Source organism: Mesorhizobium sp. B2-8-9, from assembly GCF_006439475.1.
In the GTDB taxonomy this organism is placed as follows: domain Bacteria; phylum Pseudomonadota; class Alphaproteobacteria; order Rhizobiales; family Rhizobiaceae; genus Mesorhizobium.
The window spans coordinates 1-15,231 of the sequence record NZ_VFTQ01000020.1 but is presented as its reverse complement, the minus strand read 5'-3'; the positions used below and the strand labels follow the sequence as shown (position 1 = coordinate 15,231).

At 64.2% G+C, this 15,231-nt stretch carries 16 protein-coding genes; 6 read left to right on the top strand and 10 right to left on the bottom strand.

What is annotated here, in order from left to right:
- The first annotated feature begins 25 nt into the window (after nucleotides 1-25).
- Complete coding sequence (locus FJ423_RS22010; RefSeq protein WP_140845096.1) at nucleotides 26-532, top strand: L-2-amino-thiazoline-4-carboxylic acid hydrolase; 507 nt, start codon at nucleotides 26-28, stop codon at nucleotides 530-532.
- Between the two features lie 5 nt (nucleotides 533-537).
- Here FJ423_RS22010 and FJ423_RS22005 read toward each other — a convergent pair whose 3' ends face one another.
- The 4 genes from FJ423_RS22005 to FJ423_RS34640 form a co-directional block, all read right to left on the bottom strand.
- Complete coding sequence (locus tag FJ423_RS22005) at nucleotides 538-1,326, bottom strand: DeoR/GlpR family DNA-binding transcription regulator (RefSeq protein ID WP_246680224.1); 789 nt, start codon at nucleotides 1,324-1,326, stop codon at nucleotides 538-540.
- 154 nt (nucleotides 1,327-1,480) lie between these two features.
- Nucleotides 1,481-2,779, bottom strand: a complete 1,299-nt coding sequence (locus FJ423_RS22000; RefSeq protein ID WP_140845094.1) for an FAD-binding oxidoreductase — start codon at nucleotides 2,777-2,779, stop codon at nucleotides 1,481-1,483.
- Nucleotides 2,780-2,781: 2 nt separating this feature from the next.
- Nucleotides 2,782-4,152 (bottom strand): glutamine synthetase family protein, encoded by a 1,371-nt coding sequence (locus tag FJ423_RS21995; protein ID WP_140845092.1) that lies wholly within the window; start codon nucleotides 4,150-4,152, stop codon nucleotides 2,782-2,784.
- A gap of 98 nt (nucleotides 4,153-4,250) precedes the next feature.
- A complete protein-coding gene (locus FJ423_RS34640; protein ID WP_281408996.1) occupies nucleotides 4,251-4,373 on the bottom strand; it encodes a hypothetical protein in 123 nt (40 codons plus the stop codon).
- Between the two features lie 264 nt (nucleotides 4,374-4,637).
- Here FJ423_RS34640 and FJ423_RS21990 point away from each other — a divergent pair, with 264 nt between their 5' ends.
- A complete protein-coding gene (locus FJ423_RS21990; protein WP_140845090.1) occupies nucleotides 4,638-5,078 on the top strand; it encodes a GFA family protein in 441 nt (146 codons plus the stop codon).
- Between the two features lie 19 nt (nucleotides 5,079-5,097).
- Here the strand turns inward: FJ423_RS21990 and FJ423_RS21985 are convergent, their stop codons facing one another.
- The 5 genes from FJ423_RS21985 to FJ423_RS21965 form a co-directional block, all read right to left on the bottom strand.
- Nucleotides 5,098-5,859: a glucose 1-dehydrogenase gene (locus FJ423_RS21985; protein WP_140845086.1), complete on the bottom strand. Its 762-nt coding sequence runs from the start codon at nucleotides 5,857-5,859 to the stop codon at nucleotides 5,098-5,100.
- 11 nt (nucleotides 5,860-5,870) lie between these two features.
- Nucleotides 5,871-6,683: an ABC transporter permease gene (locus FJ423_RS21980; protein WP_140845079.1), complete on the bottom strand. Its 813-nt coding sequence runs from the start codon at nucleotides 6,681-6,683 to the stop codon at nucleotides 5,871-5,873.
- Nucleotides 6,683-7,546, bottom strand: a complete 864-nt coding sequence (locus FJ423_RS21975) for an ABC transporter permease (RefSeq protein ID WP_140845074.1) — start codon at nucleotides 7,544-7,546, stop codon at nucleotides 6,683-6,685. The genes FJ423_RS21980 and FJ423_RS21975 overlap by 1 nt, the downstream gene beginning before the upstream one ends.
- A gap of 77 nt (nucleotides 7,547-7,623) precedes the next feature.
- Nucleotides 7,624-8,787, bottom strand: a complete 1,164-nt coding sequence (locus FJ423_RS21970) for a spermidine/putrescine ABC transporter substrate-binding protein (protein WP_140845072.1) — start codon at nucleotides 8,785-8,787, stop codon at nucleotides 7,624-7,626.
- Nucleotides 8,768-9,904 (bottom strand): ABC transporter ATP-binding protein, encoded by a 1,137-nt coding sequence (locus FJ423_RS21965; protein ID WP_140845070.1) that lies wholly within the window; start codon nucleotides 9,902-9,904, stop codon nucleotides 8,768-8,770. The genes FJ423_RS21970 and FJ423_RS21965 overlap by 20 nt, the downstream gene beginning before the upstream one ends.
- Before the next feature lie 116 nt (nucleotides 9,905-10,020).
- Here FJ423_RS21965 and FJ423_RS21960 point away from each other — a divergent pair, with 116 nt between their 5' ends.
- The 3 genes from FJ423_RS21960 (at nucleotide 10,021) to FJ423_RS21950 (ending at nucleotide 13,250) form a co-directional block, all read left to right on the top strand.
- Nucleotides 10,021-10,833, top strand: a complete 813-nt coding sequence (locus FJ423_RS21960) for a LuxR C-terminal-related transcriptional regulator (RefSeq protein ID WP_140845068.1) — start codon at nucleotides 10,021-10,023, stop codon at nucleotides 10,831-10,833.
- Between the two features lie 129 nt (nucleotides 10,834-10,962).
- Nucleotides 10,963-11,661: a GntR family transcriptional regulator gene (locus FJ423_RS21955; protein ID WP_140845066.1), complete on the top strand. Its 699-nt coding sequence runs from the start codon at nucleotides 10,963-10,965 to the stop codon at nucleotides 11,659-11,661.
- 233 nt (nucleotides 11,662-11,894) lie between these two features.
- Nucleotides 11,895-13,250, top strand: coding sequence for a glutamine synthetase family protein (locus tag FJ423_RS21950; protein ID WP_140845063.1), 1,356 nt, complete (start codon nucleotides 11,895-11,897; stop codon nucleotides 13,248-13,250).
- A 17-nt stretch (nucleotides 13,251-13,267) separates the two neighbouring features.
- Here FJ423_RS21950 and FJ423_RS21945 read toward each other — a convergent pair whose 3' ends face one another.
- Nucleotides 13,268-13,909: a ThuA domain-containing protein gene (locus FJ423_RS21945; protein ID WP_140845270.1), complete on the bottom strand. Its 642-nt coding sequence runs from the start codon at nucleotides 13,907-13,909 to the stop codon at nucleotides 13,268-13,270.
- 286 nt (nucleotides 13,910-14,195) lie between these two features.
- Between FJ423_RS21945 and FJ423_RS21940 the strand changes: the two genes are divergently transcribed.
- Nucleotides 14,196-15,080 (top strand): NmrA family NAD(P)-binding protein, encoded by an 885-nt coding sequence (locus FJ423_RS21940; protein WP_246680223.1) that lies wholly within the window; start codon nucleotides 14,196-14,198, stop codon nucleotides 15,078-15,080.
- Nucleotides 15,081-15,231 lie beyond the last annotated feature (151 nt).

Below are 15,231 nucleotides of genomic sequence, written 5' to 3'. Positions count from 1 at the left end.
TCAAACGACAAAATCAGGACACAGCATGACCGATCCCGAAGCAGCCAGAGCCGAAAAACTGTCGCGCGAGCTCGACTCCGCCTTCCGCAACCGCGCTGACCTCTACCGGCTCTTCCTCGACGAGCTGACCGCTGAGCTCGGCGCCGAGAAGGCCGAGGCGGTGATGATCCGCAGCATCGAGAAGCGCGGCCGGGAAGTTGCGGCAGCCGCTTTCGCTAATTTCGGCCCTAACGACGCGCCGGCGATCGGCGAGGCATTCCTCGCCGTCAGCCCGGATGGCGGGCGCATGTATCCGACCGATGTCGAGCGCGGGCCTGACCACATCGCCTTCAAGGTGAAGCGCTGCCCGCTGAAGGATGCCTGGATAGAGGCCGGCGTCGGCGAGGAGAAACTCGCCACGCTCTGCCGCATCGCCGGCGCCTTCGACCGCGGTCTGTTCGAGGCAACCGGCGTGCGCTTCTCCAATGTCACCTGGACGCCGGGTCATGGCTCCGGCTGCTGCCATATCGCGCTGACAAACCGCGGCGCTTAACCTATTCAGCTCTCGGCAAACACGTGCAGCTCGCCGCCTGCCTCGTCGATCGCCGCGCGCATCTCGGCTGCCGGCTCGCTGTCGGTGACGACATCGGAAATCTCCCTCAGCGCGCAGACGCGTTCGAGGCCGCTGCGGCCGAACTTGTCGTTGGTCACGACCAGCATGGTCGACAGCGACCGTGCCATCATCGCGCGCTTCACCGCCGCAGCGCCCGAGATCATGTCGCTCGGCCCTTCGGCATTCAGCGCCGAGGCGCCGATGATGGCGACGTCGGCATTGTAGCGGCGCACGAACTCGACCGTGTCCTCGCCAAGCACGGCCGCCTCGCGGCTGTCATAGGTGCCGGGGCAAAGGATGACGCGGAAGCCCGGATTGGCCCCGGCCACAGAGGCGACGCCGACGGAGTTGGTGATGATCGTCAGGTCCCGGCCGTGTTGCGAAAGGCTGCGCGCGACTTCATAGGTGGTCGATCCGCCGTCGATCATCACGATGCTGCCTTTCTCGATCAGTCCGGCCGCACCTCGCCCGACACGGGCCCGCTCCTCGATCATTGTGAGGCCGCGTTCGGCGATCACCGGTTCCGACGTCACCAGTGAAATGGTGGCGCCGCCATAGGTGCGGTTGATGAGCCCCGCATCGCCAAGCTCGATCAGGTCGCGGCGGATGGTCTCGCCGGCGACGCCGATGCGGCGCGCAAGCTTCGAGATGCGGATCGAGGCCGAGCGCCGAACCTCCGACAGGATCAGCTCGTGGCGCTCCTTCTTGGTCAGCCGGCCCGCCTCAATATTCATAGATCTGCCCCTTGCTGCGACCTGTGAGCTGCCTTCGATTAAGTGGCGAACGCCGGGGGACTCGTCCCCGGCGCCAAGACATTAGCCACGCCGGGTACAGGAAAGCCAGCCTAGGATCTGCTGCAGCCGGCCTCACCTGAATATCGATAGACCCTTAATGCCTTAAGCGATCGCGCATCGCATACCACAGCATGCCGAGCACATAGAGCGGGCCGCGCAGCGCCGTGCCGCCTGGGAACGGCAGCGGCGTCAGCGCCGAGAACAGGTCAAGCCGCGAGGCATCGCCCATGATCGCTTCCGCCAAGAGCTTTCCCGACAGCGTCGACAGGATGACGCCCTTGCCGGAATAGCCATGCGCGAAATAGACCTCGCCGTAATGCCCGACATGCGGCAGGCGCGATGTCGTCACCGATACCAGTCCGCCCCAAGCATGGTCGATCCGGCAGCCACGCAACTGCGGAAAGGTCTTCTCCATATGCGGCCGCACGAAGCCGGCGATATCGGCCGGCGGCGACAGCGTGTAGCGCTCGCCGCCGCCGAACAGCAGGCGTCCGTCCGCCGACATCCGGTAGTAGTTGACGACGAACAGCGTGTCCGAGACCGCGACGTTGGCCGGGATGACATTGCGCTCGCCCAGAGGCTCGGTGGCGACGATGTAATTGCCGACCGGCATGATGCGGCTGTTGACGCGCGGCTCCAACCCTTTCAGCAGCGCATCGCCGGCCAGCACCACATGCCTGGCGCGGACCGAGCCCTTGTCGGTGAACACCCGGATGGAAGGTTCGCGCTCCAGCCGCACCGCGACCGAGTTCTCATGAATGACGACGCCGGCGGCGGTGGCGGCGCGGGCAAGCCCCAGCGTGTAGTTGAGCGGATGCATGTGGCCGCCGAGCCGCTCCAACACCGCGCCCTGATAGGGTGTGTCGACCATCTGCCGCGCCTCAGCCGCCGACAGGATCTCGACATCGGTGAAATTCATGACCTTGGCGAGGCATTCGGCCTCTTCTTCAAAATCGCGCACATCCGAAGCGCTCACCGCGCCGACCAGATGGCCGGTCTGGCGCAAGTCGCATTCGATGCGGTGGCGCTCGATGATGTCGAGCACCAGCCCGCGCGCTTCGAAAGCCAGATCGAACAGCGCCTTTGCCCGTTCCGGCCCGAAGGACTTGACCAGGCCCCTGGCGCCCTTGCGCAGGCCGGGGATCATCTGGCCGCCATTGCGTCCCGAGGCGCCCCAGCCGATCTTGCCGCCTTCGAGCAGCACCACTTTAAGACCACGCTCGGCCGCATGCAGCGCCGCCGAAAGGCCGGTGCAGCCGCCGCCCACCACCACCAGATCGGCCTCGACATCGCCGGCCAGCGCCGGATGGTCGGGCGCCGGGTTGGCGGTGGCGACATAATAGGACTTGCCGATATCGAGACCGGAATTGAAACCCGTCGAACGCGAGGCCATGGTCACACCTTGAGCAGCAGATGGTCGCGTTCCCAGGACGTCACGACGCTCTGGAACAGGTCGAGCTCGACGCTCTTCACGCGCAGATAGGTTTGGAAGAAATCCTCACCGAGCAGCGCCCGCACGGGCTCGCAAGCGGCGAAACGGTCAAGCGCTTCCTCCATCGTCTTTGGCAGTGTGCTCTTGCTCTTATAGGCGTTGCCGAAGGCCTCCTCCGAACGCGCAAGCTTCTCCTCGATGCCGAGATAGCCGGCGATCAGCGAGCCGGCCATGGCGAGATAGGGGTTGGCGTCTGCCCCCGGCAGCCGGTTCTCGATGCGGCGCGCGGCGCGCCCGCCCAGCGGCACGCGCAGGCCGCAGGAACGGTTGTCGTGCGACCATTCGATATTGGCCGGCGCGCTGTGGCCGGGTCGGATGCGCCGGTAGGAATTCGCATGCGGCGCGAACAGCGGCATAATTTCAGGGATGTATTTCTGCAGGCCACCGATGAAGTGCGCGAATATCTCGCTGTCCTCGCCGTCTTCGCCGGCAAACAAAGGCTCGCCCTTCCTGTCGACGATCGACATGTGCAGATGCATTGCGCTGCCCGCCTGCGCGGCGATCGGCTTGGCCATGAAGGTGGCGTGCATGCCGTTCGCCTGCGCGATCTGCCGCGCCAGACGCTTGAACAGAAGCACCTGATCGGCAAGCGTCAGCGGATCGCCATGCAGCAGATTGATCTCGAGCTGCGCCGTGCCGGATTCGTGGATCAGCGTCTCCACCGGCAAGCCGATGATGGCGGCATGCTCATAGAGCTGCCGCGTCACCGCTTCGAACTCCTCCATCGCCTGCATGTCGTAAGGATGCTGCACGCTTTCCGGCCGGCCGTTGCGCCCAACCGGTGCGGTCAAAGGCTGATCGGGGTTGGGGTTGGGCGCCGTCAGATAAAACTCGAGCTCCGGCGCCATCACCGCACGCCAGCCGCGCTGCTCATAAAGGTCGAGCACGGCTTTCAGCACATGGCGCGGCGAGGCCATCCACGGCCGGTCGTCCATGTGGAACGTGTCGGCGAAAACGTAGGCTTTGCCGGCGCTGCCGGGCGCAAGGCACAGGCTCGAAACGTCCGGCACCATGCGCATGTCCGGATCCTGGTAGGCGAAGCCTTCGTCGATGGAGCCGGAATAACGGCCGTCGATGGCGACCAGGAAGGCGCTGCTCGGCAGATAGAGCGCGCGGTCGTCGAGCGACTTCAGGAACTTGGCCATCGGCAGGGTCTTGCCGCGCAGCACGCCGTTGACGTCGGGCACGAAACACTCGACTTCGTTGATCGCGTGCGTTTTCAGCCAGCTTTGCGTGTCCGCGCCGGGAAATGAGGTGTTCAGATTGTCAGGCATTGGTCATGTCCATACGAAGGAGAGATCGCTTCGGCGGGCATGTCCGTTCCGGTAGGGCGTTATCTAAGCTGCGTTATCCGAGGACGGGCGCCCGCCTGTTAACCGGCCGAAGGCCGGGTCAGCGCGCCTTGCACCCCTTCAGTCCAGCCGTCGCGAACGACATGCGAGCCGACCTTGGTCTCCTCCGCGCGCTGCAGGTTCTCGTGGCGGCAGCAGCGCATGATCAGCGGCGCTCCGCCAAAACGCGCGCCGTTGCGGCCGCAACTGGAAACGGCCTCGTGGTGGAAAGCCTTTCTACCGCTCGCATGACAAGCCTTGTCGAGAACCTGGCATGGTTTGGCCGATCGTTGCCCGCAGCGCAAGCCTGCGCATGAAACCGCTGCCCGTTGTTGGCCCAATCGGGCGAAGGGAACCGGGTACCTGCTTGTACTGTTCCCCATATGCGCCGCCGGCCGAACGATCCCGAAACGACCAGGAGTGATCAGATGGAAAGCAGAGTCGACACGGGCGCATGCTTTTGCGGCGGGATTGCCGCCGAGATGCAGGGCGATCCGTTCTGGATCTGCTTCGATCATGACGACGACTGCCGCCGCGCGATTGGCAGCCCGCTGACTATCTGGGTCGGCTACCGCCCGGACCAGTTCCGCTTCACGCGCGGAAAACCCCAGAGCTTCTCGAGGACGAAAGGTGTCGTTCGCACCTTCTGCGAGAAATGCGGCACCTCGATCACTTATCGCGACGAAGGACTGAGCGACGAACTCTATGTCACGATCGGCTTCTTCGATCATCCGGAGCGGTTCAAGCCGCACGCCCACGCCTATTGGCGCCTTCGGCTGCCTTGGCTGGAATTTGCCGACGATCTGCCGCGCATCGACACCTACTCGCGGCGCCGCGATCCGACATTGGGAAATCCCAACGACCGGTAGGCGATTTGCCAGGCGCGCCTCAGCCGATGCTCTCGCCGCCATCGACCACCAGCGCCTGACCGGTCATGAAGGACGAGCGATCGGAGACGAGGAACAGGATCGCCTCCGCGATCTCCTCCGCGCTCGCCCAGCGCCCCATCGGGATCTTGGTACGGACATAGTTTTCGATCGCGTCGCGCCCGCCCATCTGGGCGATGAACGGCGCGTTGAACGGCGTGTCGACCCAGCCCGGGCAGAGCGCATTGATGCGCACATTGTGCTTGGCGTAGTCGAGCGACATCTGCCTGGTCATCGCCACTACGGCATGCTTGGAGGTGGCATAGGCGATCATCTCCCGGTCGTAGAACACGCCGGAATTGGACGCCGTGTTGAGGATGACGCCGCCGCCCTGCGCGATCATCGCCGGCATGACCGTCTTGGCCGCCAGGAACTGCGCCCGTACGTTGATCCGCCACGAGGCGTCCATCCCGTCCGTGCCCACTTCCGTCAGCGTGCCGCCGACCTGGATACCGGCATGGCTGTGCAGGATGTCGATCCGGCCGTGCCGGTCGAGCGTTCCCTCGATGAGGCCCTCGACGGCCCTGTCGTCGCCGACGTCGGTGGCGACGGCCTCGGCGCGGCCGCCGGCTTCGCGGATGTTGGAAGCGGTGGCTTCGCCGGCCGCCGGATCACGGTCGGCGATGACCACATGCGCCCCTTCCCGCGCCATGATCATCGCGCCGGCGCGCCCGATGCCCGACCCGGCGCCAGTCACCACGGCGATACGGTCTTTCAAGATCATGGATGTGTCTCTCAAGGCGATGGCTTCCGTCGGCCCAGCTGCCATTGCGCTAGCAGCACGAGCAGGACCGACGCGCAGAGCACGATCGTGGCGATGGCATTGATCTCCGGCGTCACGCCACGCCGGATCGAGGCGAAGACGTAGATCGGCAGCGTCGTCTGCGCGCCGGCGACGAAGAAGGCGATGATGAAGTCGTCGAAGGAGAAGGTGAAGGCGAGCAGGAAGCCGGCGATCACCGCCGGCATGATCTGCGGCAGCACGATCGAGCGGAACGTCGTCAGCGGCGTGGCGTAGAGATCGCTCGAAGCTTCGACCAGATTGCGGTCGAGGCTCGCGAGCCGCGTGCCGACGATCATCGTCACCAGCGCCATCGAGAACAGGCCGTGCGCGGCGATGATCGAGCCATAGCCCAGCGAAAGCCGCGGCGGCTGGTCTGTCGGCCAGAGCGAAGCGAGGAACGGATTGACGACGGCGAAAAGCTGCACCAGCGCCACCAGCGTCGAGATGCCGATGACGACGCCTGGCACGACGATCGCCGCGCCCAGCAGCGCATCGAACAGAGCCCGGGTCCGCGCGCCGACGCGCTGCAGCCCGAGCGCCGCGGCCGTCCCGCAGAGGGCCGCGAGCAAGGCACTGGTGGTGGCGATGAACAGGCTGTTCTTCAGCGCCTCGACCAGGAAGGGATTGGACAGCGCCTTGCCGTACCATTGCACCGAAAAGCCGGTGAACTCGCTGGCGTGGTGGCCGGCGTTGAAGGAGAACAGCACGACCAGCGCGATCGGCAGATAGAGGAAGGCAAAGACGGCAACGACGAAGGCGCGCATCAGATCAGGTCCACCCGGCGTGCGCCCGAGAGCCGGGTCGAGATGCGATTGGCGACGATCAGCACCACCACCGAGACCAGCACCAGCGTGATGGCGATGGCCGATCCGAACGGCCAGTTGCGCGATTGCAGGAAGAGGTCGACCAGCGCGTTGCCTATGAAGAACACCTTACCGCCGCCGAGCAATGTCGGGATCAGATATTCGCCGAGCAATAGGATCATCACCAGCGAGAAGCCGGTCATGACGCCGGGCAGCGACAGTCTCAGCGTCACGCCGAGGAAGGTCGACAGCGGCGTAGCACCGAGATCCGCGGAGGCCTCCAGCAGCCGCCGGTCAAGCCGTTCCAGGCTGACATAGATCGGCAGGATCATCAGCGGCAGATAGCCGTAGACGATGCCCAGCAGCACCGCGCCCGGGGTGTTGATCAGCCTCAGATCCTCGATGCCGACATAGGCGAGCAAAGCCGGGATGCCGCGCCCGCCAAGGATATACATCCAGGCATAGGTGCGCATCAGAAGGCTGGTCCAGAACGGGATGACGATCAGCGCAAGCAGGATGAGCCGCCAGCGCTGCGGCGCGCGCAGCGCCAGATAATAGGCGACCGGATAGGCGACGAGCAGGCAGGCAAGCGCGCCGGCGGGCGCCAGCACCATCGTGTTCCAGAAGGCGGTCGCTCGCGCCGGCAGGTTGGCGTATTGCGCGAAGGTCAGCGCGGCCTGGTAGCCGCCCTCCGGCGCCCGCTCGCCGACACTGAAGATGGCGATGGCGACGAAGGGCAACACCAGGAACACGACCAGCCACAGCGTCGCCGGGGCGAGCAGCAGCGCCGTCACGAGATTTTTGCGAGAGAGAGTGCGGCGCATCGGGAAAGCCGGTTGGGAGCCGGCGGACTCTCGTCCGCCGGTCGCATTGTCTGGTTCTGGTTTGTTGCCGGTCCCGCTCAAGCCGACTTGAAGCGCGCCATAAGCTCGGCGCGGCCCGGATCGGTCAGCGTCGCGGCGGCGCCGAATTCGAGCGGTTTCAACAGGTCGGCCGCCGGATAGAGGATCGGGTTGTCGAGCACTTCCTTTGGCAGCAGCGCGTTGACGCGCGCGTCGGTCGAGGGGGCGCCATTGGCCAGATGCTCCTTCACCGCCACCTTCGGGTTCATCAGGTAGTTGAGCAGCGCATAGCCGGCCGGCTTGTTCGGGGCGTCCTTCGGGATGGCGTAGAAGTCGGTCCAGATCTCGCCGCCCTCCTTGCCCAGCACATAGGCGATCTCGGGAATATCGCGATGCAGCTGCGCGCCGTCATTGGTCCAGCACATGGTCAACCAGGCATCGCCGGCGCGCATTCCCGGCTGGTAGTCGCTCGACACCGCGAACAGATGCGGCTTGACCTTCAGCAGCAGTTCCTCGGCCTTGGCCAGCTCGTCCTGCTTCAGCGAGTTGAACGAATAGCCGTAATATTTCAGCGCATTGCCGATCGTGGTGAGCTGATAGTCATGCACCATGGCGCGGCCGTCGCCTTCCGCCATGGCCGTGTCCCAGAACTCCTTCCAACTCGACATCGGCTTGGCGAGCTTCTTGGTGTTGACGGCAAAACCGGTCGTGCCCCAGTTCTTCGGCACGGCGTAGATCGTGCCGTCGATCGTGCCTTCCGCCGTGAAGCGCGCATCTTCCGACTTGCCATCGAAATTGCCGAGCTTGGCCATGTCGAGCGCCTCGATGATGCCGAGCTTCTTGTAGGTCGAGATGGTGTAGTTGGTGGGCACGAACAGGCTCCAGCCCGAGCCGCCGGCCTGCAGCTTGGCCAGCATCTCCTCGTTCGAGCCGAAGACATTGACCTCGACGGCGACGCCGGTCTCCGCCTTGAAGTTCTCGAAGGTCTGCGGGTCGTGGTAGTTCGGCCAGGTGGCGATCGACATGCGGTCGCCGAGGTTCTCGGCGGCGAAGGCGGGTGTCGGCATGATACCGAGCTCACGCGCCATCACGGCGGTGGCGACACCGAGCCCGGTGAGGCCGAGGAAGTCGCGCCGGCTGATCGAGCCGCGCTTCAAACGCATCAACTGGTCGACGAATTTATCGGGGGTTATCGGCAGTCCGTCACGATAGGATTTCGGCATGTTGGTCTTCCCTATGGTTTGTCCCGTTATTGTTGGCGTGCGGAAACGCCAGCGGCGCTCCGGCGGCAAAGCCGATGGCGACGGGTTCGCCCGGCTTGAACAGATTGCCTTGGCCGATCACGTGATCGGCCTTGGCGAGCAGCGATCCGATGCCCTGGACTTCGATGGCGTATTCGGCTGTCGAGCCCAGGAAGATCCGATTGCGCACGATGCCTTTCAAGGCACCGCCCCCAGGCGCCGAAAGGCTGAGCGATTCCGGCCGCAAGCTGACGGAGACGGCTTCGCCGCGGCTGAGCGGCACCCGCTTGCGCGCCGAAATCACCGTGCCATCGGCGAGCGCGACATCGACGAGGTCACCCGAGAGCCCGGCCACCTTGCCGCTGAGAAGATTGGTCTTGCCGACGAAGTCGGCCACGAACAGGTCGGCCGGCTCGTCATAGATCTCGCTTGGCTGCCCGAGCTGGACCACGCGGCCGCCATTCATGACGCAGACGAAGTCGCTCATCGACAGTGCTTCCTCCTGGTCGTGGGTGACCAGCACGAAGGTGATGCCGATCTCGCGCTGCAGGTTCTGCAGCTCGATCTGCATGTCGGTGCGCAGCTTCTTGTCGAGCGCCGCCAGCGGCTCGTCGAGCAGCAGCACCGCCGGCTTGTTGACCAGCGCGCGGGCGAGCGCCACGCGCTGCTGCTGGCCGCCGGAAAGCTCGTGGATCTTGCGGCGCCCGTAGCCGGCGAGCTGCACCATCGAAAGCGCTTCGCCTGCCCTTAAGGCGATCTCGCGCGACGACAGGCGCGGCCTTGCCTGACGCAACCCGTAGGAGATGTTCTCCTCGACATCGAGATGCGGAAATAGCGCATATTGCTGGAACACCATGTTGACCGGCCGCCGGTAGGGCGGCGTACCGGCCATGTCGCGGCCGCGGATCAGCACCTGGCCCTCGCTCGGCTGCTCGAAGCCGCCGATCATGCGCAGGCAGGTCGTCTTGCCGCAACCGGAAGGCCCGAGCAGCGCGACGAAGGCCGAAGGCGGGATGGCAAGATCGATACCGCTGACCGCGGTGACGGCGCCGTAGCGCTTGGTGACCGCGCGAAATTCGATATCGGGCACTGCAGTCAAGCCAAGGCTCCAGCGACAGCGTGAGGCAATGCCTTGACGCTAGCAGAGGCAATGCACCTGGTATATACCTCGCAGGTGGTATATTTAGCCGATTTTATCGTTTAGAGGGGTATGGATTGGCTGCTTCCCGCAGTGACGACTACAACGCCTTGGCCGCCGTGATCGCCGCGTCGCGCGAGACCGGCGGCGATCATTTCGGCAAGGCGATCGTCGGCTGGCTCAGCGGACATGTCCGTTTCGATCACTGCGTGATCTTCGGTTATCGGGGTGCCGCACGGCCACCGCTCCTGTTCGAGACCTTCTCGCCGGCGGAGAGCCACATCTTCGTCGCGCTCTACCAGGAGGGGCCCTATCTGCTCGACCCATTCCACCACGCCGCGGTCGAGCGCAAGGAGGGTTTCTGGCGCATGCGCGAGCTCGCGCCGGACCGCTTCTATGCCAGCGAATACTACCGCTCCTATTACAGCCAGACCAAACTTGCCGAGGAGGTCGGCTTTTTCGTGCCGCTAGCCGGCAAGGACGCGCTGGTGCTGTCGCTGATGCGGCTGCGCGCCACTGGGCCGTTCGGAACGGCGGATGCCAGGCTGCTGCGTGACATGGCGCCGGCGGTGATCGGTTTCTGCAAGCAGCGCTGGCCGTCACTGCCTGCCGATGAGGTGGCGGCCCAACCCTCCGGCGAAACCTTCGCGATGACCAACGAACTCGACCGGGCGCATATCTGGAAGAGCCTGTCCTTGACCTCGCGCGAAAAGCAGGTCGTCGACCTGGTGCTTCAGGGCCACTCCACGGAATCGATCGCCAGGGCGCTGCGCATCGTGCCGGGGACCGTCAAGGTCCACCGCCGCAACATCTACCGCAAGCTGAAGATCAAATCGCAGGCCGGCCTGTTCGCGCGCTTCGTCGAGATCATCGACGCTCGGATTGGATAGCGACCCCAGTCGCCCTTGCGGCGGTTCGCGTTGACCGTCTATCGTGCGGCCGAAACGATCGCCCAACTATCCCGGCGGCGGATCAGGTGACGAGACAGATTTCAGGACGAGTGAAGCAGCGCATCGCCAATGGTCGACAAATCGCAATTCGGACTGACCGCTGTCGATACCGTTCCGCTGCATGAGAAAGTCTATCTGGAACTGGTGCGGGCGTTGATGTCGGGGCAGCTCCAGCCCGGCCAGAAGCTGACCTCGCGCAAGCTTGCCAAGGAACTCGGCACCAGCGACATGCCGGTGCGCAGCGCCTTCATGCGGCTGCAGGCGCTGAGGGCACTGAGCCCGATGCCGAACGGCAGCGTCGAGGTGCCGCTGATTTCCGCCGACCGCTTCCAGCAACTGACCGCCGTGCGCACGATCCTGGAAGGCACGGCCACCGAGCTCGCGACAAAACTCATTAACGGCAACAATCTGCGTGCGATCCGGCGCCACTGCGCCGAACTTACCGAAGCCGCCCGCGGCGGCGGGATCGAAAACTATCTGCGCAAGAACTACGACTTCAAATTCTCGATCTACCGCCATTGCGGCAACGAGCAGATGATCTTTCTGATCGAGACGGTCTGGATGCAGGTCGGCCCATTCCTGCGAAATCTGCACATCGGTTTCGAGGATGACCTGGCCGGCATTCTCGGCATCGACTATCACGAGGAGGTCGTGGCGGCGATCGAGGCTCATGACGGCGAAAGGGCGCGGGCCGCGATCGTGCGCGATATCGCCGAGGGCGCGGCCCACATCCTCGGCCAGGTGAAATTTCCAGAACTGCGCCACTGACATGCAAGCGGGCCTCCGAATCCGGCTTGGCTTTCGCCGAGCGGGCCGCTATGTTGCGATCGCAGATCGCACAATGTGGACCTGAAATGCCTCCCGATATCCCGGCTAATGATTTGAAAAAATGAAGGAAATTCGCTCGGCATCAGCCGCGCTGGCCTTCACGAACTCACAAGCCGAAAATTGGATATCGTAGCCGACAGGGCTACAGCACCCAGAAAAACAGGGGCTGGAAATTGAGCGATGCGATTGCGGACGTTTTGAACTGGCTGGACAGCAGGAAGGACATCCAGAGCCTGCGGGCAGCGGTGTGCGACCTGAACGGAATCATGCGCGGCAAGCGCATTCCGGTCGAGCAGGCGCGCAAGGCGCTCGAAGGCAAGCTGCGCATGCCCTACTCGGCCATCGGGCTCGACATATGGGGCGAGGACATCGAAGGCAACGCCCAGGTGTTCTCGACCGGCGACGCCGACGGGCTTTGCCATTGGACGGGGCGCGGCATATTGCCGGTCAACTGGACGGCACACCCGACGGCGCTGTTGCCGATCTGGTTGGCGGACGACAGCGGCGCGCCCTACCTTGGCGATCCGCGCCGCGCGCTGGCCCGCATCCTCGACCGCTATGCCGCACTAGGACTGACGCCCGTCACCGCGACCGAGCTCGAATTCTACCTTGTCGACCCGATGTCGCAGCGGCCTGTCGGACCGGTCTCGCCGGTAACCGGGCGACGCCTCGATTCCGACGCGGCGCTTTCGATCGACGAGGTCGACGATTTCGAAGCCTTCATCCACGATATCTACGAAGCCTGCCGTATGCAGGACATTCCGGTCGACACCGCGATCGCCGAGAACGGCGTCGGCCAGTTCGAGATCAATCTCAACCATGTGCCCGACGCCCTGCGCGCCGCGGACGACGCCGTGCTCTTCAAGCGCACCGTCAAGGGCATCGCGCGCAAGCATGGCTTTGCCGCCTGCTTCATGGCCAAGCCCTATGGCGAGCGCGCCGGCAACGGTTTCCATGTCCATTTCAGCGTTCTCGACAGGCAAGGCCGCAACATCTTCGACGACGGCTCGGATCAGGGTTCCGATGCCATGCGCCATGCGGTTGGCGGCCTGCTTGCCGCGATGGCGCAAAGCACGCTGGTGTTCGCGCCGCATTTCAATTCCTACCGCCGGCTGCGGCCGCGATCCTATGCGCCGACGGCCGTCGCCTGGGGTTATGAAAACCGCATGGTAGCGATTCGTATTCCAGGCGGCCCGTCGGCCGCACGCCGCATCGAGCACCGCGTCTCCGGCGCCGACGCCAATCCCTATCTGGTGCTGGCGGCGATTCTCGGCGCGGCCTTGATCGGCATCGAGCGCCAGCTCTCGCCCGGTGAGCCGACCGGCGGCGAAGGCCAGGGGCTGACGCTCGCCAAGCTGCCGCCGGATTGGGCCTCGGCGATCGCCGCCTTCGAGGCGGGCCAGCGTGTCGCCGAAATCTTCCCGGACGTGCTGCGCGACGCCTTCGTCGCCTGCAAGCGCCAGGAGCTGAACACTTTCGCGCTCAACGTCAGCGACTTCGAGATCGAGACCTATCTGGAGAGCGTTTAGCCGGTTGCACCAGCCACTCAGCGTGCCGCCCAGACCAGCCCGCGGCGCAAGATGGTGCGCATCTGCGGCACTTGGAATTCCGAGGCCACGTGACCCAGCGATGAATAGAACACCCGCCCCTTGCCGTGTCGCCGCTTCCACACCACCGGCATGACGACGCCGTCGATCCACGGCGCGTGGTCGCCGGAAAAAGTGGTGGTCGCCAGCACCTCGTTGGATGGATCGACATGCATGTAATACTGTTCGGAGCGGTAGGCGAAATCCTCGATGCCTTGCATGATCGGGTCGTCGCGCCGCACCACGTTCACTTGATAGTCGATAATGTTCCCGGGATGCGCGACCCATTGGCCGCCGCACATGAACTGGTAGTTCGTTGATTCGCGAAAAGCGTCGCCCATGCCGCCATGATAGCCGCCGAGGCCGACGCCGTTTTCGACCGCCTCGGTCAGGTTCGCCTCTTCGGCCTTGGTGAGCTTGGACATGGTATAGATCGGCACGATCAGGCTGAGATCGGTGATCGCCGGATCGGCGAACACCGCTGTCGTGTTTTCGACGCGCACGGCAAAGCCTTCTTGCTCGAGCATCGCCTTGACGACGCGCGCGCCGGCTTCGGGCTCATGCCCTTCCCAGCCGCCCCATACGATCAGCGCTTGCCGCATTTTCCTCTCCGTCAGTTTGGTTGCGTTCATTCGAGATCGCCTAGGGCGAATACTTGCCGGGATTTCAGAGGTTAATACCCGTCACCAAAAAGCCTGAGGCGAGCCTACCCACCAAATGGGTTTTGCGACGACGAACACGAACCATCCGAACGCGGCGCGCCTTCGGGCCAAACTCATCTTATTCGGACCTGTTGAAGCCTTACCCGAAAAATATGCCTGCGGGGAGGTGACATCCCGCTCGCAGGGACCAGATTGAGTTGAGGGCCACGGGTATCCAAACAGATCCGTGATCGTCACGAAAACGCGCAAGGAACATGATCATATGATTCTCGCCTTCGGTGCAGCGGGAAATTTTGCGGGCAGCGTCATTCCCGCCCTTGCCGCTCGGGGCGCGCGCGTCCGTGCCTTCGTCCGCAAGCCTGAGCAGGCTGAACTGGTACGCCGTCACGGCGCAACCGAGGTTGCCATCGGCGATCTGCGCGATCGTGCAGCTTTGGATGGGGCGCTCAAGGATGTGGGCGCCGTCTTCTATATCGCCCCAGCCTTCATTCCCGCCGAGGCTGATGTGGGAAAGAAAGTCGTGGAGGCCGCTATCGACGCCGGTGTGCGCCGGTTCGTGTTCTCGGCCGTGATCCATCCGGTGCTTTCGGACCTCGTCAATCATGTCGCCAAAGCGCCGGTCGAGGAGGCGGTTCTCAACTCCGGCCTGGAATATACGTTCCTCCATCCGGCGCGCTACTTCCAGAACTACGCGGCATTCTGGCCCAAAGTCGTGAAAGAGGGCGTGCTTGCGGAGCCCTGGTCGTCCGGGACACGCTTTTCGTTGGTCGACTATCGCGATGTCGCCGAGCTCGCCGCGATAGCCCTGACCGAAGAGCGGCTGCTTTTTGGAACGTTCGAGCTCTGCGCACCTGGGCAACTTAACCGCCTCGATGTCGCTGCGCTGATGAGCGATGTGCTGGGCCATGAAGTTAGGGAGCGCCGCGATCCCGATGTGCTCGGCGATGTTCCTCCCGGCTTGCGGGCGATGTTCGATCACTACGATCGCCACGGCCTGCTCGGCAACCCACTGACGCTACGTGCGATCTTGGGCCGGGAGCCGCGGTCGCTGCGTGCTTATTTGGAGGAATTGGCGCAAGGCGATCCTGCCCGATCCGGCGAGCAAGGATGAACAGCCGGCCCCCATGCCACCCCAGCCGAATACACAAACGCAAACGGCCCGCGAGGAGCGGGCCGTTTTTGTATTTGGTTGCGGGGACAGGATTTGAACCTGTGACCTTCAGGTTATGAGCCTGACGAGCTACCGGGCTGCTCCACCCCGC

Excerpts from the sequence above, each read along its gene's own strand:
- FJ423_RS22010 (WP_140845096.1), top strand. The coding sequence starts at position 26 with ATGACCGATCCCGAAGCAGCCAGAGCCGAAAAACTGTCGCGCGAGCTC.
- FJ423_RS22005 (WP_246680224.1), bottom strand. The coding sequence starts at position 1,326 with ATGAATATTGAGGCGGGCCGGCTGACCAAGAAGGAGCGCCACGAGCTG.
- FJ423_RS22000 (WP_140845094.1), bottom strand. The coding sequence starts at position 2,779 with ATGGCCTCGCGTTCGACGGGTTTCAATTCCGGTCTCGATATCGGCAAG.
- FJ423_RS21995 (WP_140845092.1), bottom strand. The coding sequence starts at position 4,152 with ATGCCTGACAATCTGAACACCTCATTTCCCGGCGCGGACACGCAAAGC.
- FJ423_RS34640 (WP_281408996.1), bottom strand. The coding sequence starts at position 4,373 with ATGCGCTGCTGCCGCCACGAGAACCTGCAGCGCGCGGAGGAGACCAAG.
- FJ423_RS21990 (WP_140845090.1), top strand. The coding sequence starts at position 4,638 with ATGGAAAGCAGAGTCGACACGGGCGCATGCTTTTGCGGCGGGATTGCC.
- FJ423_RS21985 (WP_140845086.1), bottom strand. The coding sequence starts at position 5,859 with ATGATCTTGAAAGACCGTATCGCCGTGGTGACTGGCGCCGGGTCGGGC.
- FJ423_RS21980 (WP_140845079.1), bottom strand. The coding sequence starts at position 6,683 with ATGCGCGCCTTCGTCGTTGCCGTCTTTGCCTTCCTCTATCTGCCGATC.
- FJ423_RS21975 (WP_140845074.1), bottom strand. The coding sequence starts at position 7,546 with ATGCGCCGCACTCTCTCTCGCAAAAATCTCGTGACGGCGCTGCTGCTC.
- FJ423_RS21970 (WP_140845072.1), bottom strand. The coding sequence starts at position 8,787 with ATGCCGAAATCCTATCGTGACGGACTGCCGATAACCCCCGATAAATTC.
- FJ423_RS21955 (WP_140845066.1), top strand. The coding sequence starts at position 10,963 with ATGGTCGACAAATCGCAATTCGGACTGACCGCTGTCGATACCGTTCCG.
- FJ423_RS21945 (WP_140845270.1), bottom strand. The coding sequence starts at position 13,909 with ATGCGGCAAGCGCTGATCGTATGGGGCGGCTGGGAAGGGCATGAGCCC.